The organism is Streptococcus mitis ATCC 6249, from assembly GCF_000146585.1.
Classification (GTDB): domain Bacteria; phylum Bacillota; class Bacilli; order Lactobacillales; family Streptococcaceae; genus Streptococcus; species Streptococcus mitis_AZ.
In genome coordinates this window covers 593,489-618,991 of record NZ_GL397179.1, presented here as the reverse complement: position 1 = coordinate 618,991, position 25,503 = coordinate 593,489, and the positions used below count along the sequence as shown (strand labels likewise).

Here is a 25,503-nt window from a genome sequence, read left to right as displayed (position 1 = left end):
TATCTTACATCGAATCTATTTTCTCTTTTTAATTTTCCTACCAAAATTATACCACGAATCCACCAAAAAACGCCTTTAGATAATAATATATCTAAAGACGTTTATTTTTATCCTGCTACTTGTGTATTTTCTTCTGTTTTCACTTTCTTCTCCTTCTTACCTGAACCAGTCAATCGACGTTTACTGTCTCGGATTGTGTTCAAGTCTTTAAGGAGTTTGGTCAGGTGTTCTTTTTCAGGATAGGCTTCTGCACTGGCTGCGGTATAGCGCATAAATAGGTCGTAGATGCTGGTTAGTTCGGTACGGACTTGTCTGGTCTTCCCGACCTCCTTAGCAGACTTATGCGCACGCGCCTGACTTTCGACCTTATCATACTCTTCCTGCGCACTAGTGACTGCAAGGAGCATGGGTGTCAGTCCTAGGCTAGTAACTGCCGTCTGGTAGGGGTCTTCACTTAGGGTTTTGAGCAGACTCTTGATTTCTGCCGTTTCCACATCATTGCTGTGCTTAGTGATATCCTTGTACTTAGTAAAGACTGGTTTCAGAGTCTCATGAGCTTCTTTGAGCTTGGTCTCCTTAATCTTAGCAAAGCCCCTATGAAGAGTAAAGAGACCGACTAGGGCACTATCACGATTGCGATCGACTTCGGTCAGGTTCGTCGCCTCTTTCTTTTCCACGATAGCGAGTTGGCCTTGGAAGTCTGCTAGCTTGCTCTTGAAGGAATCGAGATGCTTACTATACATAGGCTCGTCCTTATGTGCCTTGGCAAAAACTTCTAGTAGCTGACCCGTATCTACCATGAGACTTTCAAACTCACGGTTGGTAAAGTTGGTGTAGCTTAGCGGACGGATGGTAAATGTTTTTGTCATGATGATAACCTTTCTTTTTTCATTATTTCAAAAAGGAGTTTTCCCTTAAATTTATAAATCCATTCTAACAGTTACCTAAAAAATTTTGTCTCTCATCCGCTCAACTGTCTACTTTATCATCCCAACAGCACTTTTTCAGTCTATTTCTTACTTTTACTGGATAAATCAGTCATTTCAGAAATAGAAAATCCCTATCTGACTGGAAACATACCCGTCTGTCAGATAGAGACTCTTACTATTTTTAGATTTTAACTTTACTAACTTTAGAATACATCTAAACTTTAGGAAAGATGGCTATTCGAAAGCTAGAAGACCTCAAAACTTTCTCATATAGACTATTCGAAGCTCAGAATACTCATAAATTTATGTACTTCTTGCTATTCTAAGTTTAGAATACATGTAAACTTTAGGAAATTCATATCTTCGAAACTTCGAATAGCTACCTACCCTACTCGAATCGGCTTTTAACCTTCTTCTTAGTCAAGGTACGGTCATTTTTATTGGAGAGAGCTTTGATACGAGCTTCGAGAAGAGTTTTCCGTCCTGCCTCTGTTCGTGTGTAGACGAGATGATAACGTCCGATAGTCGGCGTCAGAAAGTCGAGGAATTTCTGTGCTTCATCCTTGCGCTTGTCAAAAAGACTAGGCACGACATAGTAAGGTGACTGACCTTGTCGGACTTTCTCTGCCTTCAAGAGATAGCGCTGGTTGTCCACTGGAGCAAAGAACTCTCCCACTGTCTGAGCAAACAACTCCTTGTCCCTCATGCTTCCTCCCTTGAGATAGGCGAAAACCATATAATTTTCCTTGTCCTCCTCTACATGAACACGGGATTGATCGTCCGTTAGATGCCCCGAATCTAGCAGAGCCTTTCGGATCTGCTCACCCAGAGATTGCAAACGTTTATAGGGACTTTTATAACGGAGGTAGCGCCAAGATGCAAAGACCAAAAAGAGGAGACAGGCTGCTGTAAGCCACCAAACACCAATCAGTCTCAGTCTAAATAGCAAGACCAACAAATCTACTGCCAACAAGAGCAATGACATGCGAACCCATTTTAATGCATCAAGCAAGAGCATGACTGGGACCTTCTGTTTTTGAGTCGCGACTTCTGTAACTATCTCAAATTGATCCGCTACGACAAGAGCTTCCTGCCATTTTTGTCTCAAGCCTGCTCGATCCTTGGAGAGACTCTTAACTCGCTCATTGTACTCACTAATTTGCTTTTTCTTAAAAGGGGGCTTTGGAAAATCCAAACGATCCAAACCGGTCTCAATACTCTCCTGATTATAAGCCAATCCAAGAAAATGCTCCATCCGTCGCGACAAGGTCTGCAGATCCTGATTGCTCTCTGGTCTAGGCTCCTCACCAGGAAGAGTGATAAGTGCTTGCGCTTGAACGGCTACCAGATGCCAGATGTTGCTGGTCTTTTCTGGATGCCCCGGCCAGATACGAATGGCACGCCCGCGCATCTGGTTACTCAGCATAAAGCTCCCCACAAAGCTTCCGAGGATTAGGGAATTAACACAAGGAGCATCCCAACCCTCTCCGAGGAGAGATTTGGTTCCGACTAGGACTTGAATCCGCCCTCGTTGAAAAAGCTCCGTCACTGTCGCTACGATTCCCTTAGCTGAGCTTGGAAAACCAACCTGCACATAATCTTTTTGATCTAAGTGACCAATAGATGAGAAACTAAGAGGAACCTGAGGCAAGAGTTCCTTCAACTCTGCTGCCACATCGGTAGGCAAAATAACGACACTACCTGACAAGACAGCCAAAGACACAGGTATCTCTTGCTCCTGAGCTTTTCGACGAATGCTTTCAAAATAAGGGAGTACCCCCAACTGAGAAATGGTTGCCTGATTATCTCCCAGATAGGTAGCAAAATCCTTGCGAATATAGTCAGCTAGTACTAACTGTCTCAGTTCCTGACCTAGACTCTCATACTCCGTCAAAAAGATATCGGCAATGGCAGACAACTTCCCCAGAGATTGAGTTAAAAGCTGGTCAGAAGCCTTAGACTTAACCAGATAAACCTGACGTTTTTCCACCAACCCACGCGCCTTCAAATCAGCCTCTAACTTTTTCTTATATCCATCTGGATCCTCATACCAATCTGGTGTCTGATAGAGTATGCTCTGCAACAGCGTCTCCAGCCAGTAGGAGGTCAATGCTGGAAGCTTCTGGGTTCCCAGTAAATTTTGCAAAGAGGGAGGAATCGTTAGCCCCTGAGAATGCATATAAATCAATATAGCGGATAAGTACTTGGGATCTTCTAAGAGCAAATCAGATGAAATATCCCCTTTGAGGACCTTAGACCCTGCTACAAATGTTTGAAAATAAGGATCGACTATAAGGTGATGAATATAGTCCCACTTAGTCTCCTCAAACCGTTTGAGACGTTCCGCCTCTTCAGCTGTTGGTGAACACATATAGACAAAGTCCTGATGAGGGCAAAGAGTGTCTTCCTTTACTAGTTCAGGTACCGTGATTTCTTGGTCGATCTCCCCGCACATACGGATATAGCGTTCCCAGAGTTCAGGATCGCTGTCATAAGGTGGTGTCGCTGTCAGGGAGATGAGTTTCAGCTGTCCATACTGCTTGCGAAAGGCTTCAAGACTTTTCCACCATTCATTGCGCAGGTGGTGGCATTCGTCCAAACAAAGAGTCGCAACTTTCTGAGCTCTTAGGCTTGCAAGCAAATCAAACCCCACAAAATCCTCTACTTCACCATCTTCTTGTGATTGCAATTGGTTCATGGCGCTATGAAAAGCCTGATAGGTCACAATCGTTAATGCCTTCATCTCCTTTAAGTTTTGGGAAACGAGGTCTGAAATCTTCTGTTCGTTCTCTAAAAAGGCTGTTTGAATCCTCTCTACCCATTGTTCGCGAATGGTGACAGTCGGAACCAAGATGAGGGCTGGGTTGCCAAAACGAGCGATTAGCTCGATACCAATGGTTGTCTTTCCAGACCCTGGGGCAGCCACTAGATGAACATGACCGTCTGCTTGATAGTCCTGAAAACGATCCAAGACCTGTTTTTGATATTGGCGCCAGCTTCCTTTAAAGTTTAAACCTAACATGATACCCCCTCATTCTATACCGTCATTTTCTTATTCTCATTTTACCACACTTATTTCACCAGTCAGATAATCCAGATAGTTTTTATTATCAAAATATGGTATAGTAGTATCATACTATCTATGAGGAGTTTACATGTCACAGGATAAGCAAATGAAAGCTGTTTCTCCCCTTCTACAGCAAGTCATTAATATCTCATCTATCGTCGGGGGAGTCGGCACCTTGATTTTCTGTATTTGGGCCTATCAGGCGGGTGTTTTACAGTCCAAGGAAACCCTATCGGCCTTTATCCAGCAAGCTGGGGTTTGGGGACCACCACTCTTTATCTTTTTACAGATCTTACAAACCGTTGTTCCGATCATTCCGGGAGCTTTGACCTCAGTGGCTGGGGTCTTTATTTACGGCCACATCATCGGAACCATCTATAACTATATCGGCATCGTGATTGGCTGTGCCATTATCTTTTATCTCGTGCGCCTCTATGGAGCTGCCTTTGTCCAGTCCGTCGTTAGCAAGCGCACCTATGATAAGTACATCGGCTGGCTAGATAAGGGCAATCGTTTCGAACGTTTCTTTATCTTTATGATGATCTGGCCTGTTAGCCCAGCTGACTTTCTCTGCATGCTGGCAGCACTGACCAAGATGACCTTCAAGCGCTATATGATTATCATTGTTTTGACCAAACCCCTTACCCTAGTGGTTTATACTTATGGTTTGACCTATATCATTGATTTCTTCTGGCAGATGTTTTGAGAATAGGAAATAGCCTGATACTAAATATACTTTGGTATGGAAATCATGCTTATTTGTCGATAGTGAAGCGAGGACTTACCTAGCCTTTCCGCCGTGATAAAAACACCTGAAGTCTAATGGTTTCAAGTGTTCGGAAACTTTGAGACATTAGGCTCAAAGTTTCGATATGGATTTTCGAAGAAAGTCGCTACCGTCCGTCATCACTAAAGGAAAGGCTCAAAAAAATTGTCTTCAAACAAAACATCCGTTTGGTTGCCCAAGCGGATGTTTTTTTGTTTTATTTTGCGACACTCTTAGCAAGGACAAAGTTCCCCAGTGTAGCAGAACCATTGCCTGCGACTGCTGGAGTCACGATATAGTCACGCACGTCTGGTACGGGTAGGTAGCCATTGAGAAGAGCTGTGAATTTCTCACGTACACGGTCCAGCATGTGTTGTTGGGCCATAACCCCACCACCAAAGACGATCACATCTGGACGGAAAGTCACTGTTGCGTTGACCGCAGCTTGAGCGATATAGTAGGCTTGAACATCCCAAACAGAGCTATTAAGTTCGATGTTTTCACCACGAATACCTGTACGAGCTTCAAGACTTGGACCAGCTGCGAAGCCTTCCAAACAGCCCTTGTGGAAAGGACAAACACCATTAAACTCTTTCTCCTCGTCCATTGGGTGTTTGGCTACATAGTAGTGCCCCATTTCAGGGTGACCTGCACCACCGATAAACTCGCCTCGTTGGATGACACCTGCACCGATCCCTGTACCGATTGTGTAGTAAACCAAGTTTTCGATACGGCCGCCAGCATTGTTACGGGCAACCACTTCACCATAAGCAGAGCTGTTTACGTCTGTAGTGAAGTACATGGGTACGTTGAGGGCACGACGAAGGGCACCAAGTAGGTCTACATTTGCCCAGTTTGGTTTTGGAGTCGTTGTGATAAAGCCATAGGTTTTTGAGTTTTTGTCGATATCGATGGGACCAAAGGAACCGACAGCAAGACCAGCAAGATTATCGAATTTTGAAAAGAACTCGATGGTTTTATCGATTGTCTCGATAGGAGTTGTTGTTGGAAATTGTGTTTTTTCCACAACATTAAAGTTTTCATCACCGACAGCACAGACAAACTTTGTACCGCCCGCTTCTAAGCTTCCGTATAATTTTGTCATGATAAACCTCTTGTTTTTATTTTCTTTATTATAGCACATTTTGAAAGTCTAGATTTCTCTATATTTTAGATTTTCCTCTGTAAATCTTACCATTCAAGCAAAAACGAACAAACATGTCATTTGTTCGTTTTGTTTTTAGATTTGATTTTTAAAGAGGATTAGGCTTTCACTTCGATGATAGCGTCACCCTTGACAACTGAACCACTTGCGACTGGTGTCACAGAAGCGTAGTCTGCTGTGTTGGTTACGATAACCATTGTTGTGTCGTCAAGACCTGCAGCAGCGATTTTGTTTGAGTCAAAGGTTCCAAGAAGGTCACCAGCTTTGACCTTGTCGCCTTGAGCAACTTTTTGTTCAAAGCCTTCACCGTTCATAGTCACCGTATCGATCCCAACGTGGATCAAGATTTCAGCTCCATTGGCTGTCTTCAAACCGTAGGCATGTCCTGTAGCAAAGGCGATCGATACTTCTGCATCAGCTGGTGCGTATACCACGCCTTGGCTTGGTTTTACAGCGATTCCTTGTCCCATTGCACCACTTGAAAAGACTGGGTCATTCACATCAGCAAGCGCTACGACATCACCAACGATAGGAGTTTGGATTGTTTCATTTTGAGGAGATAGTGGAATGTTACCAGTTGTTTCTTCTTGGACCAAACGTTCTGTCGCTACTTCAGAAGCAACTTCTTTTTCATCCTCGTAACCGAACATGTAAGTAAGGGCAAAACCAAGTACAAATGATACACCTACCATGAGAAGGTATTGGAACAATTGACCATTCCCAACGTAAAGCATTGTACCAGGGATGATGGTGATACCATTACCAGTACCAGCAAGACCAAGGATAGAAGCCAAGCCACCACCGATAGCACCAGCGATCAATGAAAGGAAGAATGGTTTACGGAAGCGCAAGTTTACCCCGAAGATAGCAGGCTCTGTAATACCGAGGAAGGCAGAAAGAGCAGCTGGGAAAGCAAGTGTTTTTAGTTTAGGATTTTTCGTTTTAACACCAACGGCAACTGTCGCAGCACCTTGAGCTGTCATCGCTGCAGTGATGATGGCGTTGAATGGATTCACATGGTCAGAAGCAAGCAATTGCACTTCAAGCAAGTTGAAGATGTGATGCACACCTGATACGACGATCAATTGGTGAACCCCACCGATGACCAAACCGCCAAGACCAAATGGCAAGGCAAGAATCGCTTTTGTTCCGAGAAGGATGTAGTTTTCAACCACGTGGAAGACTGGTCCGATGACAAAGAGTCCAAGGATAGACATAACCAAAAGTGTCACGAATGGTGTCACTAAGAGATCCAAGACATCTGGAACTACTTTGCGGAGAGCTTTTTCAAACTTGGCTCCGACTACCCCGATGATGAAGGCTGGAAGAACGGAACCTTGCAAACCAACAACAGGAATGAAGCCAAAGAAGTTCATAGCTGTTACTTCACCACCTGATGCTACTGCCCAAGCGTTTGGAAGCGAACCAGAAACCAGCATCATACCGAGGACGATACCAACAGCTGGGTTACCACCGAATACGCGGAAGGTTGACCATACAACCAAACCTGGCAAGATGATGAAGGCTGTATCTGTAAGGATTTCTGAGTAAATCTTCACATCATCTGGAAGTGTCATTCCAAGAGCGTTCATGAGACCACGAAGACCCATGAAGAGACCAGTCGCTACGATAACTGGGATGATTGGCACGAAGACGTCACCGAAAGTACGGATAGCACGTTGGAACCAGTTTCCTTGTTTAGCAGCTTCTGCTTTCATGTCTTCTTTAGAAGATGTTGGCAAACCAAGTGCAACCACTTCGTCGTACATCTTGTTTACTGTACCAGTACCAAAGATGATTTGGTATTGGCCTGAGTTAAAGAAAGCTCCTTGAACTTTATCCAAGTTCTCAATCACTTCCTTATTGATTTTCCCTTCATCTTTGACCATGACACGTAGACGAGTCGCACAGTGGGCTACACTGTTGACATTTTCACGTCCGCCAAGGGCTTCGATGACCTTTTTTGCAATATCCTGATTGTTCATTTGCAAAAATCTCCTTATAAAATTTTGTTCTTGTTTGAAAGCGATTTTATTCGCCCTACGACTATTATTTTATCACGTTTCTAAAATATGTCAAGCGTTTTGCAGAAATTTTTATTTTTCTCCTCTTCTTTATATTCCTTTATGATAGTTTTTGAATGAGTTCTTCTTTTTACTCATAAAAATATCTTGTTATTAGAGGGTTCAAAGCTTTTATTTTTCAATCTCTTTCATATTTTCGTGAAAATTAACCGAATCCTCTTCTTGTATTTTGTGGCAATCGTTTGACATATTTTTCTATTTTTTAACATAAAAGACTTGCTTTTTTGGTCGAAAACGTTTACTATTAAGATAGTAGAACTTTCGGAGGAATGATATAATGGAATGGACAACAGAGCGTCGCTACAGACGCTACGAGGATTGGACAGATGATGAAGTCAAGGAAATCAAGGAAAAGATGGCACAATCTCCATGGCACACTCATTACCATGTTGAGCCAAAAACAGGACTTCTCAACGACCCAAATGGCTTTTCTTACTTTGATGGCAAATGGATTCTCTTTTACCAAAACTTCCCCTTCGGAGCAGCTCATGGCTTGAAGTCTTGGGTGCAGCTTGAAAGTGATGATTTGGTGCACTTTTCAGAAACTAATGTCAAAGTCTTGCCTGATACAAAACTAGATAGTCACGGTGCCTACTCTGGTTCTGCCATGCAATTTGACGATAACTTGTTCCTATTTTATACAGGCAATGTCCGTGATGAAAACTGGATCCGTCACCCTTACCAAATTGGCGCTCTTTTGGACAAAGGTGGCAATCTTTCGAAGATTGACAAGGTCTTGATTGACCAACCAGCAGACTCTACTGACCACTTCCGTGACCCACAAATTTTCAACTTTAAGGGTCAATATTATGCTATCGTTGGTGGACAGGACTTGGAGAAAAAAGGCTTCGTCCGTCTCTACAAGGCTGTAGACAATGATTACACAAACTGGCAAGCAGTTGGTGACCTTGACTTTGCTAACGATCGCACTGCCTACATGATGGAATGCCCAAATCTGGTCTTTATCGGTGAACAACCTGTCCTTCTCTACTGCCCACAGGGATTGGACAAGGATGTTCTAGACTATGACAATATCTACCCAAACATGTACAAAATCGGGGTTTCCTTTGATCCTGAAAATGCCAAAATGGTAGATGTGTCACCCCTTCACAACCTAGACTATGGTTTCGAAGCCTATGCGACTCAAGCCTTTAACGCTCCAGACGGACGTGCATTGTCTGTCAGCTGGCTTGGACTACCAGATATAGCCTACCCATCTGATCGTTTTAACCACCAAGGAACTTTCTCCTTGGTCAAGGAACTCACTATTAAAGATGGCAAACTCTATCAATACCCTGTCGCAGCTATCAAAGAACTTCGTGCCTCTGAGGAACCCTTTTCAAATCGTGCTCAAACCAATAACACCTATGAACTGGAGCTCAACTTGGAGGCCAATAGCCAGAGCGAGATTGTCTTACTTGCTGATAAAGAAGGCAAGGGACTTTCAATCAACTTTGACCTTGTAAATGGTCAAGTTACAGTAGACCGTAGCCAGGCTGGAGAACAGTATGCCCAAGAATTTGGAAGCACTCGTTCTTGCCCAATCGGCAATCAAACTACTACTGCTAACATCTTCATCGACAATTCTGTCTTTGAAATTTTCATCAATAAAGGAGAAAAAGTATTTTCTGGTCGCGTCTTTCCGCATGCCGTTCAAAATGGTATCCTGATCAAATCTGGAAAGCCAACCGGAACCTACTATGAATTAGATCATGGTCGCAAAACTAACTGATGTCGCCAAACTTGCATGCGTCAGCCCCACTACCGTCTCACGGGTTATCAATAAAAAAGGCTATCTGTCTGAAAAAACCATTCTCAAGGTCAATGAAGCCATGAGAGAATTGGGCTATAAGCCCAACAATTTAGCTCGTAGCCTCCAAGGAAAATCAGCTAAGCTAATCGGCTTGATTTTCCCAAATATTTCCAATGTTTTCTACGCAGAATTGATTGGTAAGTTGGAACACCAACTCTTCAAAAATGGCTACAAGACCATCATCTGTAACAGCGAGCACGACTCTGAGAAGGAACGGGAGTACATCGAAATGCTGGAGGCCAATCAGGTCGACGGTATCATTTCTGGAAGTCACAACTTGGGAATCGAAGACTACAATCGTGTGACGGCACCGATCATTTCCTTTGACCGAAACTTGTCTCCAGACATTCCTGTTGTCTCCTCTGACAACTACGGTGGCGGGGTTCTCGCAGCTCAAACCTTGGTCAAGACAGGTGCCCAGTCTATCATCATGATTACAGGGAATGACAATTCCAACTCGCCTACTGGACTGCGTCATGCTGGCTTTGCATCCGTTCTCCCAAAAGCTCCTATTATCAATGTTTCGAGTGACTTTTCTCCCGTCAGAAAAGAAATGGAAATCAAGAATATCTTGACTCATCAGAAACCAGATGCTATCTTTGCTTCAGATGATTTGACAGCCATTTTGGTTATCAAAATCGCTCAGGAACTGGGAATCTCTGTTCCTGAAGAGCTCAAAGTCATCGGCTATGACGGGACTTACTTTATTGAGAACTACTATCCTCAACTCGCGACCATCAAGCAACCCTTGGAAGAGATTGCCCACCTCACTGTTGATCTTCTCTTGCAGAAGATTGAAGGCAAGGAAGTCGCGACAACTGGTTACTTCTTACCAGTCACCTTATTACCAGGAAAAAGTATTTAAGTACAAAAAACTCAGACGAATTCGTCTGAGTTTTTTTATGATCTTAAGTTTTCTAGATAGCGCTGGGCTGTCTCTAAGTTAAAGGTTTTCTCTGCGATGAGGCGCTCAACTAGGGGAGCAACTTCAGACTCACTAGCACCAGCTAGGAGAGCTAAGGATTTGGCCTGCAATTTCATGTGGCCCTGCTGGATGCCCGTACTCACCAAGGCTTTCAGAGCCGCAAAGTTTTGTGCAAGACCGATGGACACGATAATCTGGGCTAATTCTTTGGCTGAAGGATTTCCCAGTAGTTCATGACTAAGAGCTACACGGGGGTTGAGACCGATAGAGCCACCCTTGGTCGCTACAGGCATTGGTAGTGTCATCTCACCGACCAATTCTTCTGTGTCCCTATCTAGACTCCATCGACTAAGTCCTTGATAGCGTCCATCTCGACTGGCAAAGGCATGAGCCCCAGCTTCGATAGCACGCCAGTCATTACCAGTGGCGATTAAAATGGCATCGATACCATTAAAAATCCCTTTATTGTGAGTAGCTGCTCGGTAAGGATCAGCCTGCGCAAACTGGCTAGCCAAGGCTATTTTCTCTGCTATTTCTCTGGCTTCATCCTTTTGTCGGCTCAAGTAGCGAAAGGCAAGACGACAGCTTGCTGTCACTAGAGAATCTGTCGCGTAATTGGACAGGATTCCCATGAGACTCTGCCCCTGACTGAGTTCTTCTAAGACCGGCTTCAAGGCTTCTAGCATGGTATTGAGCATATTGGCTCCCATGGCTTCCTGGGTATCGATATGGAGATAGACGACGAGAAAGTCTGTTTCTCCCTTGATCTGCTCTACATGCAAATCACGCACCCCACCACCACGTTTAACGATGGAGGGATAGGCTTGATTGGCAAGTTCCAAGAGTTCGGCTTTCTTACTAGCAATCTTCGCTTGCGCTTGTTCAGGTTCAGCAACTTGGTAAAGGGCTACCTGACCAATCATCTGGCGCTGATGAACCTGAGCAGTAAAACCTCCTGCTCGCTTGATGATTTTGCTGGCATAGCTAGCCGCAGCAACCACTGACGGCTCTTCTGTGACATAAGGAACTGTATAATCCTGACCATTCACCAAAAGTTCTGGAATGATCGAATAAGGCAGAGAAAAAGTTCCTACCACATTCTCACTCAGCTGATCAGCAACAGCCAAGCTGACTTGTTCATCCAGCTCCAGACTCCTTTGCTTTTCAGGACTAAGGAGCGCCTGAGCTCGCAACAACTCAAGGCGCTCATGGTATGATTTTTTAGAAAATCCATTCCAACTTATCTTCATTATTTTTCAACCTTGCTATAACGGCGTTGGTGGTCGACAATCTCCACCAAGGCATAGTCTTGATGTTCATAGGCTGCAAATTGGGCTGAACCAGATTCATCCAACTGCACTTCTTCGAAGAAGACTTTTTCATAGTCTGCAACGGATAGGACTGTGCGTTGTTGGAGTTTGCTCAAGCGCTCTTTGTCGAGATAAGCTTCATAGCCTTCGACCAATTCACCACTAAAGAACTCTGAAACAGCTCCGCTTCCGTAACTGTAGAGGGCAATTTTATCGCCAGCCTTCAAAGTCTCTGCATTTTCCAAAAGGGAGAGGAGCCCGAGGAAGAGGGAACCTGTATAGATATTCCCAATCATCTGACTGTAGAGAATTGATTTGTCAAAGTTTTCTTGCAAACTATCCTGTTTTTCCTGAGATAGAGTCTTGTCCATCATCTTGCGCAAGCCTTTTAGGGCAAGCTTAGGATAAGGCAAGTGGAAACAGATGGCCGCAAAGTCACCCATGGTCCAATCGTAGCGCTTCTTGTATTCATCCCAAGTTGTCATGAGACTGTCCAGATATTGCTGGGTTGAATAAACACCATTGACATAAGGAGTCGTTGAATAGTTTGGACGCCAGAAATCCATGATGTCACGAGTTTGAGCAACATTATCATTGTTAAAGGCCATGATGCGTGGATTTTGCGTGATTAGCATGGCCACACTTCCAGCACCCTGAGTTGGTTCGCCCGGAGTTCCGACACCATACTTGGCAATATCACTGGCAATGACCAAAACCTTAGACTCTGGAGAAGTTTCCACATGTAACTTGGCATAATGAAGGGCAGCTGTTGCTCCATAGCAGGCTTCTTTGATTTCAAAGCTACGGGCGAAAGGCTGGATGCTTAACAGACCATGAACAAAGACTGCTGCCGCCTTACTCTGGTCAATTCCTGACTCGGTCGCCACGATGACCATGTCGATTTCTTCTTTATCTGTATCTGTGAGGATAGAGTCGCTTGCACTAGCAGCCAAGGTAACAATGTCCTCAGTCAGTGGTGCAATGCTAATTTCATTTAACAAGAGTCCCTTGCTAAATTTTTCGGGGTCAACTCCCCTTGCTTCTGCTAGGTCTTGTAATTTCAAGACATATTGACTGGTTGCAAAACCAATCTTATCAATACCGATTGTCATATTTACCTCTGTTTTTTCATTCATTGTAAAAAATCGTTTCATTCTATTTTATCACAAATAGGGGCAAAAGAGAGAAAAAAGACTTGATTCACCAAATCAAGCCTTTGCTTTGACTGCATTAGGAAGAGATTCCTCGTTGTTTTCGGATGTAGTAATAAAGCTTTAGAATTACCGTTCCACTTGCCATTCCAATAGAAATAACAAGGGCTAACATAACTACCAAAGTCGCGCTGGCAAGGGCATGACTGTAATCGCCTGTCACAAAGAAAGCTGTCGTCCGATAGGATAAATAACCTGGCACCAAGGGGGCAAGAATGGCCAAGACAAATACCACCGCTGGTGTCTTATAGACAATACTTAAAATCTGACTGATACAAGATCCAACCACCGCCGCGATAAAGGTCGCAACGATGACATTGGTCGGTTCTTTTAGAACAAGATAGAGGAGCCAAACGCCCATTCCCAAAATACCACCAGGTAGGAGCATGGAGCGTTGGACATTCAGTACGATTAAAAAGGTGATAATGGCGAGTAAACTCGCCACCGCTTGGAGTAAAATACTTGTTAGAGTCATCTTATGTCATCAAAACCAGGGCGACCGAAGTGCCGGCCCCTAAAGCGAGGGTAATGAGCAGAGATTCAAACATCTTGCTCATACCAGAGTTGATATGGTTAGTCATGATATCCCGAACCGCATTTGTCAGAGCAATCCCTGGAACAAAGGGCATGACCGCTCCTGCTATAATCAGGTCTGCTGTCGAAGGAAATCCAGTGTAGCGGGCCCAGAACTGGGCAATCAAGCCAAAAACAAAGGCACCCGCAAAGGCCGTTACAAAAGGAATGCGGACAAACTTCTCTACGTAGAGAGAGAAGGCAAAACCAAATAAGGTCGCAATAGCCGCACCAAAAGCGTCATAGACATTGCCTCCAAACATAATCGAGAAGAAAGGGGCACTGAGGGTCGCTGCTACAGTCACTTGGAACTTGGTATAAGGAAGGGCTTGATTGCCGATTTCTTTGAGCTTATTAAAGGCTGTCGAGAGATCAATCTGCCCTCCGACGAGCTCCCGTGATACTTGGTTGACATCACAGACTTTTTCAATGTTATAAGAGGATGAGGTCACCCGTTTCATCCGAGAAATATTGGTGTTTTCAATAGAAAAGAAAATAGCTGCGGGCATGGCAAGAACATTGCAATCCATTATTCCTTGCGAATGGGCAATACGGATCATAGTATCCTCAACCCGATGAATCTCTGAGCCACTTTTCAGGAGAATGGTTCCTGCTAGCATAATCACATCAATGACGGCATTCAACTCTCTCGATTCGTCCATTTTCTCCTCCTTTTTTCTACTTCCTATATTTTATCACAAAATCTTGTGAAAAAAAATCTTTGTCATGATTTCATGACAAAGATTCGTTTAATCTCGAGAACTTTCGCGGTTTCCTTCATTGTTTGGTTGATTCGTTGGAGGATTATTTCCTTGTTGATTTCCTTGCTGGTTCCCTTGTTGATTCCCTTGTTGGTTCCCTTGATTTGGTGTTGTTGTAGAACCCTGGTTCCCTCGTTGAGCAGGGGTAGAGGATGAAGTTGACGGCGGTGTTTTCGGTTTGTAAATCGAAATCTTGATACGTGTGTATGTAAGGTCAAGCTTTTCTCCAGCTTTTGGTGTTTGATCTACAACCGTACCCTCTGCTGTTCCTTCAGGAGCAGTCGATACTTCAATAACCTCGATATTAGCCTCTTTTACTCCGACAATCTGAGTCAGATTATTCTTAGTAAATTCGAGACTTGAACCGATGTAGTTCGGCATGCCCTTCTTAGCAACTGTTAAGGTGATCGTAGTGGCTTTTGAGAGATCATAGGTCGAACCCGAAGCAGGAGTCTGTCTGAGGATAGTTCCCGGTTCGCTTTCGCTGGATACTTCCTCTTCCATCTGGATTAGATTTTCTGGTACCTTTTTCTCCTTGAGCTCAGCTACAACTTCTGTATACTTGCGTCCGACGTAATTGCTCAATTGGAAGGATTGCTTGCCTGAAGAAACAATCAAATTGACCTTGGTCCCTTCTTTTCGGCTGCTGCCTGCTTCAGGATCGGTTCGAATAACGCGGCCTTCTGCTACTGTATCACTAGCCTCCGATTTCTCCTCACCAGCTTCAAACTTGGATTTTTTGAGTGCTTCTTTGGCCTCTGCAACGGTTTGTCCAGCTACGTTAGGAATGGCAATTGTTGCAGGTGTTCTTGACAAAATCCAGATTAAAGAGGCTGCAACCAATAGAAGGCTAGCTAAAAGAATCATATAGCGAGCTTTAAACTTCCGTTTTTTAGCTGGCTTTGGTGCAGGTGCTGGCTCAGCGACTGGTTGAGTTGCTTTCTTTGGCTGAGGGCGTTCTTCTTGCGCAGGCGCTTTAGGAATAGATGTCAGTGTACTTTGTGGAACTTTAGGCAAGGTCTTGGTATCTGCCTTGCTGGCATCATCAAAGACCAATTTTGGTTCATTTCGGCGATTGTAGGACAAACTACTCGATAAATCTACATACATCTCCGAAACAGACTGATAGCGATCCGTCAATTTCTTGGCCGTTGCCTTGATGACAACATTTTCTAAAGCCTGAGGGACAGATGGATTTTCAGCAATGACTGATGGAAGTGGCTTCTGGAAATGCTGGAGAGCAATCGTAACTGCACTATCCCCATCATAAGGGATATGTCCCGTCAGCATCTCATAGAAGATAATCCCCATTGCATAGATATCGCTCTGGAAAGTCGCTTTAGAACCACGCGCTTGCTCTGGTGACAAATAATGAACCGAACCCAGCATCGAGTTTGTCTGGGTCAGACTGGTCTCCGCAAAGGCTACTGCAATTCCAAAGTCAGTGACCTTGGCTGTGCCATCAGGTGTCAGTAGGATATTTTGAGGTTTCAAATCGCGGTGTACAATGCCTCTAGTATGGGCTAAGCGCATCGCCAAGAGGATTTGTCCCATGATTCGAACTGCTTCTTCATTTGAAAGAGGATGGTGTTCTTTGATATAACGCTTAAGATCAAGCCCTGCTACGTACTCCATAGCTAGGTACTGTTGACCTTCTTCCTCACCAATATCTGTTATCCGAACGATATGAGGATGGTCCAGATCTGCCATAGCCCTCGCTTCACGCTGGAAACGTGCTACAGCAATCGGGTCTGTCTGGTAGTTGGTCCTCAGGACCTTGACCGCCACTTCTTCCCCGTCTAGGATCAAATCCTTGGCCAGGTAAACATCTGCCATGCCCCCTCGACCAATCTGTTTGATAATCCGATACCGCCCGGCAAAAATCTTGCCGATTTGGATCATTCTGCTTCCTCCTCGTTCATGTAAACAAGGGCAACCGTAATGTTGTCTAAACCTCCTGCATTGTTAGCGAAACGAATGAGGGTTGCCGCCTTGTCTGCTAAGGAAATATCGCTGGTTACGATATCATAAATCTCGCTGGCCGAAATCATATTGGTTAGGCCGTCACTGTTGAGCAGGAGATAATCCCCTGACTCAAGTGTAATCATTCCAAAATCTGGTTGAATCTCATCTTTTTGTCCGATGGACTGAGTGATGATATTTTTTTGGGGATGCGCTTCAGCTTCTTCTGGAGTCAACTGGCCAGCCTTGAGCAATTCATTGACCAAGGAATGGTCACTGGTCAACTGGTGGTACTCTTCTCCACGAATCAAACCAATACGAGAATCTCCAATATGAGCATAGATAGCTTGGTTGCCAATAATAGCCATGGCTTCTAGCGTAGTTCCCATACCTTTGTAGTCTTCGTCCTGACCTAGTTGATGAATTTTTTGATTTTCAATCTCTAGGTAGTGGGCAAACCACTCACGAACTTCATTAACTGAGTCGATTTGGGTATCCACCCAAGCCACGCCTAGGTCTGTTACCGCCATTTCACTAGCGATATTTCCTGCACGGTGCCCTCCCATCCCGTCAGCCAAGAGGATCATAGTGCGTCCTGCTCGGTTGACAAAGTGATTGACATAGTCTTGGTTATTTGTTCGTTTCTGACCAACATCTGTTAATAATGCTATTTCCATTGTGTCAGTTCCTTCCTAATCTGATATCTTACGAAATTGGCTAATGAAGAATCCATCACTTCCGTACAATTCTGGAGTAATCAGGATACAGCCATCTTTCAGGATATCTATACATTCGTGTTCTAGTTTAACCTGCTCGAACTCGGGATGACTTTCTAAAAACGCCTCAACGACTTGAAAGTTCTCCTCAGAGACAATAGTACAGGTACTATACGTTATTATACCACCTTTTCGTAGTGTTTGACAAACACTACCTAATATTTCCAGCTGAATTTCCTGTAGGGACGTGAAATCTGCCGTTTCCTTATTGTATTTGATATCTGGTTTGCGGCGCAAGAGGCCGATCCCAGAACAAGGGGCATCTACTAAAATCTTATCAAAAGAGTCTTTTTCAAAAAACTCATGCACTTTTCTGGCGTCCAATTTTTGCGTTTGCACTCGATCCGCCACACCCAGACGTTGGGCGTTTTCTTGGATCAAGTCCAACTTGTGATCATAAAGATCCAAAGCCGTCACCTTACCAGATGTGAGGTAAGAGGCCATATGGACTGTTTTCCCGCCCGGAGCCGCACAGGCATCCAGGACCTGTTCATCACCCTGTAGATCAAGAGTCGGAGCAACCAGTTGACTGGACTCATCTTGGATGGTAATAGCACCCTCTGAAAACAAATCATGTCCCGCAAAGTGTCCCTGCTCCTTGACCAAACCAGAAGCGGCCAAAGGTGAATCATTCGCCTCTAACACGGCCTTGATTTCCTCCTTTCGGCTCAAGTCTGTCACTCGAATACTAGCTTTGTTGCGCACCAAGAGGCTTTCAAAGATGGCTTGGGCTCGCTCTTCACCGTATTCTTCCTTGAGTTTAGACACTAGCCAAACTGGGAGAGAATAGGCAATGGAATCACGCTTGTTTTTGCGTTTGATAGTTTCAAAATCTGGCCACCCTTCTCTCAAGATACGACGAAGGACAGCGTTGACCAATTTTTCACTGCCTTTTTTACGTGCTTTAGCTATTTCCACTGCTTCATTGACCACAGCATGGTCAGGCACCTTATCTAGAAAACGGACTTGGTAGGCGCTCATGAGAAGAAGGACATAGAGCCAGTTATCTAGCTTGTCTCGGTCTTGGATAAAGTGGGACAGATACCATTCTAAGGTGAGTTTGCGGGCTACCGTTCCGTAGACAATCTCTGTCACCAAACCCTTGTCTGCTGCTGAAAGTTGACTGCCCTTGAGGTGTTTATTTAAGGCAATATTGGAGTATGCTTGGTTGACAAAAACATCCTCTAACACTGCTAGAGCTAGATTTCTAGCCGTTTCTACTTTAGTCACCAAATCGTTCTCCTACAGTCAATGTCCTTCCAACTCCGTTGAGGAAGGAAGCAATGTCCATCTTAGGCTTACCTGCTGGCTGCACTTGCTTGAGGGATAGAGCTCCTTCAGCCGCTGCAACGATCAATTCTTTCTTGCCAATAGAGAGGATCTCACCTGGATCTCCCTGACCTTCTACTGGTAGGGCTTCATAGATTTTAAAGCGGTCTCCCTTGAGAAAAGTGTGGGCAACAGGCCATGGATTCATGCCACGGATTTGGTTGAAGAGTTGACGGTTAGTCTTATTCCAGTCCAACTTTTCTTCCTCTGGCTTAATATTTGGTGAGAAAGTAACCTGACTTGGATCTTGTGGTTCAGGTTGGATTTCTCCTGCTAGGTAGCCAGGTAGTGTATCCAAGAGTAAATCACGGCCAACGATTGCCAATTTTTCAAACAAGGTGCCAACATTGTCCTCATCTGTGATGGGAATACTGCGACGGGAAATCATATCCCCTGCATCCATTTCCTTAACCATTTCCATGATAGTCACACCAGCCTCCTCATCTCCTTGAATCAGGGCATAATGAATGGGAGCGCCACCACGGTGTTTGGGAAGAAGGGAAGCGTGAACATTGACCGCAAAGTCCATGCTATCAAGAAGTTTGCTTGGGAGAAACTGCCCAAAAGCAGCGGTCACAATCCCATCCGCTCCTAAATTCATAATAGCTTCCAGCTCTGGACTTCCAGATAATTTTTCAGGTTGGTAGATAGGGAGACCCGCTTCTTTGGCAGCCTGCTTGACTGGGGTTTCTTGGATTACTTTTTTACGGCCGACAGCGCGGTCTGGCTGGGTCACAACAGCTAGGATCTCGTAACGGTCGTCTGATAACAACCCCTTCAAAACTGTCGCTGAAAATTCAGGGGTCCCCATAAAGATTAGTTTTGTCATTTCTTCTCCTTCTTATAAAAATTGCTGCGGTTCGTGGTCAATGCTGAGACGAAGCTCGCTATTTTCACGTTCTTGAGTCAAGGCCAAGACCTGATTGAGGGTTGGACCCAGCTCATCTTCTAAACGGTATTTAATCAAAATCTGGTAATGATAAAGGTTGTGGGTACGGGCAATGGGTTTTGGCGTTGGTCCAAGGATTTTACTAGTTTCCGATAAACCTGAGCGCAAAATCCCCATAACTTCATAGGCACGTTTGACAACCTCTTCTTCTTTCTTGTGAGAGAGGGTAATCCCAATAGTGAAATAATAAGGCGGGTAGCCAAGTTGGCGTCTGATACTCATTTCATAGGCATAAAAACCTTCATAGTCCTGTTCCTTGGCAAAACGAATGGCATAGTGATCAGGATTGTAAGACTGGATCAAGACCAGTCCAGCTTTTTCCGCTCGACCTGCACGGCCTGCCACCTGGGTTAAGAGCTGGAAGGTTCTCTCAGAAGAACGGAAATCAGGCAGATTCAAGGCCGTATCTGCATTAAGCACTCCAACTAGGGTCACATTTGGAAAATCCAAACCCTTGGCAATCATCTGAGTTCCCAGCAAGATATCTGCTTGCCCTTGGCCAAACTGGTCAAGAAGAGCTTGGTGACTACCCTTCCTACGGGTCGTATCCACATCCATCCGCAGAATGCGTGCCTGAGGAAAGAGCTCTGCTAGCTCATCATAGGCTTTCTGAGTCCCCGTCCCATAGTATCGAATACTGCGACTCTGACAGTTAGGACAGACATGAGGAATTCCCTTCGAAAAGCCACAGTAATGGCAATTCATAGTCTTGGTATCCATGTGGAGAGTCAGAGAAATGTCACAGTTGGGACAAGTATCCACCGTCCCACACTCCCGACACATAACAAAGCTAGAATAACCCCGACGATTGAGCATGAGGACTACCTGCTCTTTTTTATCCAAACGGTCTTGGATGGCCTCTAGCAAAGGAGGTGTAAAGTTTGATGTCTCATTCTGTCCGATATAGTCCCGAAAGTCAATCACTTGAACCTCAGGAATAGTGGCTAAAGGATTGGCCCGTTGGCTTAGACGTAAGTGGTGATAGACACCTTTTCCAGCTCGCGCACGACTCTCTAAGCTCGGTGTAGCCGAACCAAGGACCAGGGACGCTTGATTGTACTGGGCCCGTAGAATGGCGACCTCTCTAGCATGGTAACGCGGATTGCTATCTTGCTTGTAACTAGATTCATGTTCTTCATCGATAATGATGACACCTAGATTTTTCAGCGGAGCAAAGATAGCTGATCTAGCGCCAACGACAACTTGAGCATCTCCACGCTCGACCTTGCGCCATTCGTCGTACTTTTCACCATTGGACAGACCTGAGTGGAGAATGGCTACTTTTTCGCCGAAACGAGCAATAAAACGCTCCGTCATTTGCGGCGTCAAGGAAATCTCAGGTACCAGCAAAATGGCTGTCTTGCCCTTGTCCAAGGCGCCTTGGATAATCTGCAAGTAAACCTCTGTTTTCCCACTTCCTGTAATCCCTTGAAGGAGGAATGGTGGTTGCTGACTGCCAATAGCACTGATAACAGCATCGCGAGCTTGTCTTTGTTCAGGATTCAATTCCAAAGGTTGGCTGGCTTCAATGCCTTCAAAATAAGCGGCTGAGCGTTGCACTTCCTTGTGGACAAGGCTTAGAGCTCCTTGCTCCACAAAGAAGTTGATTTGCTCTCGCGAATAAGACTCTAATAAGCTAGCCAGAGGAGCACTTTCCGGATGAGCCAGTAAATAGTCTCTCAGCTCTGCCTTTTTCTTAGCACGCGCAGAAATCTCAATCTGCTCTAGTCGATTATCATCAACCTCATACCAAGACTGGGTCTTGACCTTCTTTTGATCAACAGCCTGGTACTCTAAGCGGAGCAGCCCTTTTCTCGTCAAGCGCATCATTTCTGCCTGCTTGGCCAAATCTAGAGATGAAAAGGCTAGCGAATCTCCTGAACCGAACAAGCGCTCTCGGTCTGCCTGACTCAGACCTTCCACAGGATAGAGAATCTTATCATAGCTAGAGTTTAAAAAGCCTGGAAGCATGGCTTTTAGAATGGAGATTTTGTAAGAAAAGACAGACTTACGTAGCTCCTCAGCTAGCCAGAGTTGCTCTTGGGTCAAGACTGGAGAAAAGTCTAGCACCTCCGCAATCTCTTTCAAGTCCTGATTGACAGCTTCTTCATCCGAATGGGACTCCAAGCCTAGCACAATCCCTTGGATCAAACGATTGCCCTTGCCGAAGGGGACATGGACCCGCATACCGACTTCCAGCATCTCTACAAATTCCTCAGGGACCTTGTAACTGTATGGCTGATCCGTCTGCATCAGGGGAACATCCACGATAATCTTTGCGATAGCCATCTTCTCACCTCCTTCTTGTCACTACATTCTTGTAATAGAAAAAATAAGATTGAGTCCCCCCAACCTTAAATTTTTTCACCATCTTCTTTTTCTTTAGCGATTTGCTCTTTGATTTTCTTTTCTTCTTCTTCTCTGCGGCGTTTTTCTTCTTCGATACGGAGACGAACCGCTTCACGTTTTCCTTCTGGATCTGGGTGAATGGTTACATTTCCAGACTCGATTTCTTCCAAAGCACGAAGAGTTGATTTTTCAGACTTAAACTCTTGAGTTGCAGGTGCTCCAGCTTCTAATTCGTGGGCACGCTTTGCTTCCAAGATTACGAGTGAATATTTTGATGGCACCTTGTCTAGCAAGGTATCGATAGAGGGTTTTAACATCATTTGCTTGTACCTGTTTCCTATAGTTTATCGAGTAGTTGGAGATTTTGGCAACATCTCCTGGTAGTGACCAATGACACGGTCCACACGGAAGTGTTCTGCTTCGATCACACGCTTGACACGTTCAGCAGCGAGGGGCACCTGATCGTTGACAATGGCATAATCATACTCACGCATGAGAGCAATTTCTTCCTTGGCTTTTTCGATTCGTTGGGCAATCACTTCAGCGCTATCTGTTCCACGACCTACCAAACGATCTTGCAATTCATCCAAATCTGGTGGTGTTAGAAAGATAAAGACAGCATCTGGAACCTTTTTCTTAACCTGAAGGGCTCCTTGGACTTCAATCTCAAGAAAGACATCGATTCCCTTGTCCAGAGTTTCATTGACATAGGTCAGAGGAGTTCCATAGTAGTTACCGACATATTCTGCATATTCCAACATCTGGCCTTGACGGATCAGCTCTTCAAACTCTTCACGAGTACGGAAGAAATAGTCCACCCCGTCCACTTCACCAGGACGTTGCGCACGTGTCGTCATCGATACAGAGTATTGAAATTGATTCTCAGAACTCTCAAAAATCTCTCTTCTAACCGTTCCTTTCCCAACTCCTGAAGGACCAGAAAAAACGATTAGCAAGCCTCGGTCTGCCATTATGTCTCCTTTAGTTAGTCTGTGAAATAAAGTAAAATTTCTCTCGGATACTGATGATAGCGTCAGTTATCCTTCTACAGTCTTTCTATCTAGTGTAACAAAAAAGCAGTAATTTTTCAACTGCTCTTTCTTATTTATTTAGCATAATCTACTGCACGAAGTTCGCGGATCACGGTTACCTTGATATTTCCTGGGTAATCGAGATTATTTTCAATTTTCTCACGAACTTTGTGAGCCAAGATTGTGACTTTGTCGTCTTTGATTTGTCCTGGATTAACCATGATACGGATTTCACGTCCTGCTTGAAGGGCAAAGCTATTTTGCACTCCTTCAAAGCCATTGGCGATTTCTTCCAAGTCATGGAGACGCTTGATATAGCTTTCAAGAGATTCACTACGAGCACCTGGACGCGCTGCACTCAAGGCATCTGCTGCAGCAACAATCACTGCAATGACACTTTCAGCTTCGACATCGCCGTGGTGGCTAGCAATCGTATTCACCACAACTGGGTGTTCCTTGTACTTACGAGCCAACTCCGTACCAATCTCAACGTGACTGCCTTCAACCTCGCGGTCAATAGCTTTCCCGATGTCATGAAGGAATCCAGCACGACGGGCAAGAGCTGCATTTTCACCAAGTTCACTCGCGATGATACCAGATAACTTAGCAACTTCAATCGAATGACGCAAGACATTTTGTCCATATGAAGTACGGAACTGCAAACGTCCCATAATCTTCATCAAGTCTGGATGGAGGTTTGGCGCACCAATCTCATAGGCAGCAGCCTCCCCATATTCACGGATTTTATTGTCTATCTCCTGACGGTTTTTCTCAACCAACTCCTCGATACGAGCTGGGTGGATACGGCCATCCTTGAGCAACATTTCCATGGTCATACGAGCAATTTCACGACGAATCGGATCAAATCCTGACAAGGTTACCACTTCCGGAGTGTCGTCAATGATGACATCTACCCCTGTCAAACTTTCAAAGGTACGAATGTTTCGACCTTCACGACCGATAATGCGCCCCTTCATGGTATCATCTGGTAGGTGAACTGTAGAGTTTGTTGACTCCGCTACATAGTCACCAGCGATACGCTGCATAGCCTGAACCAAGATATCCTTGGCAATCTTGTCTGAACGTTCCTTGACTTCTTGCTCAGCCTCACGAATACGGCTAGCAATTTCCTTGGTCAAGTTTTCCTCTGTCTGAGCCAAGATAATATCTCGAGCCTCAGTTTGGGATAGGGAGCTGATACGTTCAAGTTCGGCTTCTTTTTGTCTTTCGACTTCCTCTAATTGCTCTTCACGTGCATCAAGGTTTTTTGCTCTATCAGAAATACTTTGTTCTTTTTGTTCAAGTGTTTTTTCTTTGTTCGTCAAATTGTCGTCCTTACGGTCAAGGCTCGTAGCTCTCTCCGTCAAACGACTTTCAATTTGCTTGAGCTCCTGACGTTCTGACTTAAATTCAGCGTCCACTTCTTCACGGTATTTTCTGGCTTCCTCTTTGGCCTCCAATAGTGCTTCTTTTTTAAGAGACTTGCTTTCGCTCTTGGCTTCATTTAGCAATAAATCCGCTTCGCGCTCAGCTTGTCCTCGTAAATTAGTTGCTTCTTGTTCAGCATTTAGAAGCATCAACTCTGCAGCCTCTTGAGATGATTTCATCTTAGCTGAGATGCTGACATATCCAATGACTAAACCAATGATGACGGCAAAAACAGCAATCGCAAGTGTCATGATTTCCATGTTTTTACCTCATTAAATTTGTTTATCGAATGACATACATTCCTTAATATTCTATCATAAAAAACCGATTTTCACAAACCCAAATTGAAGAGTTTTGTGTGAATTTTAGGAGAAAGTTCTGAAATCCCCAAACAAACTTTCTAACACTTAAAAATGACATTTTCATTAAAACATACAATAAAAAGCCTACCTTTTAGTAGACTTAGTAGTGATCTTTGAAGGACAAGAAAACGATGTTATCCCCATCCATCATATAAATCAATCGATTTTCTGCATCAATACGACGTGACCAGGCTCCTTGGTAGTCATACTTGAGTGGTTCTGGTTTCCCAATTCCTGAAAAAGGATCACGTTGAATATCCTTGATTAATTTATTGATTCTTTTTAATGTTTTCTTGTCCTGAGTTTGCCAGTAGCAATAATCTGCCCAGGCTTCTTCTGTAAATTTGAGCAGCATTTCTCACTCCTCAATCACATGTACCTGAGTGCTTCCAGCTCGGACTTGAGCCATTCCTCGCAAAACCTTATCAGAAAGTTCCTTATTTTGAGCGATTCTCAGGGTTTCCTGAATACTGTCCCATTCGCTCTTTGAAAGGACTACAATATCCTCGTCTGGATTTTTATTGACCACCGTTAAAGGTTCAAACTCATCGTTCACCTTCTTCATGTAGTCTTTTAAATGATTTCGGAATGTTGAATAAAGAACTGCTTCCATAACCATACCTCGTTTTACCTCTTTTCCACTATTATACACAAAAAGAAAGGAATTGTCAGGAACTTGTACAAGATTTTTCTTTTCTATCTATTTATTCGAA

The 25,503-nt window shown here is 44.4% G+C and carries 21 protein-coding genes; 3 read left to right on the top strand and 18 right to left on the bottom strand.

All coding sequences use genetic code 11. From position 1 onward, the window contains the following. Positions 1-107 precede the first annotated feature (107 nt). A complete protein-coding gene (locus HMPREF8571_RS11405) occupies positions 108-869 on the bottom strand; it encodes a DUF6261 family protein (protein WP_000167732.1) in 762 nt (253 codons plus the stop codon). A 448-nt stretch (positions 870-1,317) separates the two neighbouring features. Next, positions 1,318-3,951, bottom strand: a complete 2,634-nt coding sequence (locus tag HMPREF8571_RS04795) for a DEAD/DEAH box helicase family protein (protein ID WP_000901158.1) — start codon at positions 3,949-3,951, stop codon at positions 1,318-1,320. A 133-nt stretch (positions 3,952-4,084) separates the two neighbouring features. Between HMPREF8571_RS04795 and HMPREF8571_RS04790 the strand changes: the two genes are divergently transcribed. After that, on the top strand, positions 4,085-4,702 hold the full coding sequence (locus HMPREF8571_RS04790; protein ID WP_000076178.1) for a TVP38/TMEM64 family protein: 618 nt from the start codon (positions 4,085-4,087) through the stop codon (positions 4,700-4,702). Positions 4,703-4,979: 277 nt separating this feature from the next. On the opposite strand, the gene scrK is transcribed toward HMPREF8571_RS04790, so the two are convergent. Together scrK and HMPREF8571_RS04780 are read right to left on the bottom strand one after the other, a co-directional pair. Further along, a complete protein-coding gene (scrK, locus tag HMPREF8571_RS04785) occupies positions 4,980-5,867 on the bottom strand; it encodes a fructokinase ScrK (protein WP_000164304.1) in 888 nt (295 codons plus the stop codon). A 158-nt stretch (positions 5,868-6,025) separates the two neighbouring features. Continuing rightward, positions 6,026-7,912 carry a sucrose-specific PTS transporter subunit IIBC gene (locus HMPREF8571_RS04780; RefSeq protein ID WP_001064513.1) on the bottom strand — a complete coding sequence of 629 codons (1,887 nt, stop codon included), beginning with the start codon at positions 7,910-7,912 and terminating at the stop codon, positions 6,026-6,028. A gap of 376 nt (positions 7,913-8,288) precedes the next feature. On the opposite strand from HMPREF8571_RS04780, the gene HMPREF8571_RS04775 reads away from it, so the two are divergent. After that, entirely contained in the window at positions 8,289-9,743 is a 1,455-nt protein-coding gene (locus HMPREF8571_RS04775; protein ID WP_000455346.1) for a sucrose-6-phosphate hydrolase, read from the top strand. Continuing rightward, positions 9,724-10,689 (top strand): LacI family DNA-binding transcriptional regulator, encoded by a 966-nt coding sequence (locus HMPREF8571_RS04770; RefSeq protein ID WP_000225975.1) that lies wholly within the window; start codon positions 9,724-9,726, stop codon positions 10,687-10,689. The genes HMPREF8571_RS04775 and HMPREF8571_RS04770 overlap by 20 nt, the downstream gene beginning before the upstream one ends. A gap of 35 nt (positions 10,690-10,724) precedes the next feature. On the opposite strand, the gene HMPREF8571_RS04765 is transcribed toward HMPREF8571_RS04770, so the two are convergent. From HMPREF8571_RS04765 to HMPREF8571_RS04700, 14 genes are all read right to left on the bottom strand, one after another. Further along, positions 10,725-11,999: a hydroxymethylglutaryl-CoA reductase, degradative gene (locus HMPREF8571_RS04765; RefSeq protein WP_000704360.1), complete on the bottom strand. Its 1,275-nt coding sequence runs from the start codon at positions 11,997-11,999 to the stop codon at positions 10,725-10,727. After that, positions 11,999-13,171 (bottom strand): hydroxymethylglutaryl-CoA synthase, encoded by a 1,173-nt coding sequence (locus HMPREF8571_RS04760; RefSeq protein ID WP_025168432.1) that lies wholly within the window; start codon positions 13,169-13,171, stop codon positions 11,999-12,001. The genes HMPREF8571_RS04765 and HMPREF8571_RS04760 overlap by 1 nt, the downstream gene beginning before the upstream one ends. 118 nt (positions 13,172-13,289) lie before the next feature. Next, positions 13,290-13,745, bottom strand: a complete 456-nt coding sequence (locus tag HMPREF8571_RS04755) for a threonine/serine exporter family protein (RefSeq protein ID WP_000176906.1) — start codon at positions 13,743-13,745, stop codon at positions 13,290-13,292. A gap of 1 nt (position 13,746) precedes the next feature. Continuing rightward, positions 13,747-14,505, bottom strand: coding sequence for a threonine/serine exporter family protein (locus tag HMPREF8571_RS04750; RefSeq protein WP_000344544.1), 759 nt, complete (start codon positions 14,503-14,505; stop codon positions 13,747-13,749). 87 nt (positions 14,506-14,592) lie between these two features. Continuing rightward, positions 14,593-16,506, bottom strand: a complete 1,914-nt coding sequence (gene pknB / locus HMPREF8571_RS04745; protein WP_000614507.1) for a Stk1 family PASTA domain-containing Ser/Thr kinase — start codon at positions 16,504-16,506, stop codon at positions 14,593-14,595. Continuing rightward, entirely contained in the window at positions 16,503-17,243 is a 741-nt protein-coding gene (locus HMPREF8571_RS04740; protein WP_000401535.1) for a Stp1/IreP family PP2C-type Ser/Thr phosphatase, read from the bottom strand. The genes pknB and HMPREF8571_RS04740 overlap by 4 nt, the downstream gene beginning before the upstream one ends. Positions 17,244-17,258: 15 nt before the next feature. Next, the gene (gene rsmB, locus HMPREF8571_RS04735) at positions 17,259-18,572 is read right to left on the bottom strand and encodes a 16S rRNA (cytosine(967)-C(5))-methyltransferase RsmB (RefSeq protein ID WP_004239843.1); all 1,314 of its coding nucleotides are present in this window, start codon (positions 18,570-18,572) and stop codon (positions 17,259-17,261) included. Continuing rightward, positions 18,565-19,500 carry a methionyl-tRNA formyltransferase gene (fmt, locus tag HMPREF8571_RS04730; RefSeq protein ID WP_000163716.1) on the bottom strand — a complete coding sequence of 312 codons (936 nt, stop codon included), beginning with the start codon at positions 19,498-19,500 and terminating at the stop codon, positions 18,565-18,567. Before fmt ends, rsmB begins: the two co-directional genes overlap by 8 nt. Before the next feature lie 12 nt (positions 19,501-19,512). Then, positions 19,513-21,909 (bottom strand): primosomal protein N', encoded by a 2,397-nt coding sequence (locus tag HMPREF8571_RS04725; RefSeq protein WP_000951896.1) that lies wholly within the window; start codon positions 21,907-21,909, stop codon positions 19,513-19,515. Between the two features lie 65 nt (positions 21,910-21,974). Next, entirely contained in the window at positions 21,975-22,289 is a 315-nt protein-coding gene (gene rpoZ, locus HMPREF8571_RS04720; protein ID WP_002875802.1) for a DNA-directed RNA polymerase subunit omega, read from the bottom strand. 24 nt (positions 22,290-22,313) lie between these two features. After that, positions 22,314-22,940: a guanylate kinase gene (gene gmk / locus HMPREF8571_RS04715; RefSeq protein WP_000775041.1), complete on the bottom strand. Its 627-nt coding sequence runs from the start codon at positions 22,938-22,940 to the stop codon at positions 22,314-22,316. A gap of 134 nt (positions 22,941-23,074) precedes the next feature. Continuing rightward, a complete protein-coding gene (locus HMPREF8571_RS04710; RefSeq protein WP_000404961.1) occupies positions 23,075-24,688 on the bottom strand; it encodes a ribonuclease Y in 1,614 nt (537 codons plus the stop codon). Between the two features lie 202 nt (positions 24,689-24,890). Then, complete coding sequence (locus tag HMPREF8571_RS04705) at positions 24,891-25,145, bottom strand: Txe/YoeB family addiction module toxin (protein ID WP_000924735.1); 255 nt, start codon at positions 25,143-25,145, stop codon at positions 24,891-24,893. A 3-nt stretch (positions 25,146-25,148) separates the two neighbouring features. Beyond that, complete coding sequence (locus HMPREF8571_RS04700) at positions 25,149-25,403, bottom strand: type II toxin-antitoxin system Phd/YefM family antitoxin (protein WP_000388572.1); 255 nt, start codon at positions 25,401-25,403, stop codon at positions 25,149-25,151. Positions 25,404-25,503 lie beyond the last annotated feature (100 nt).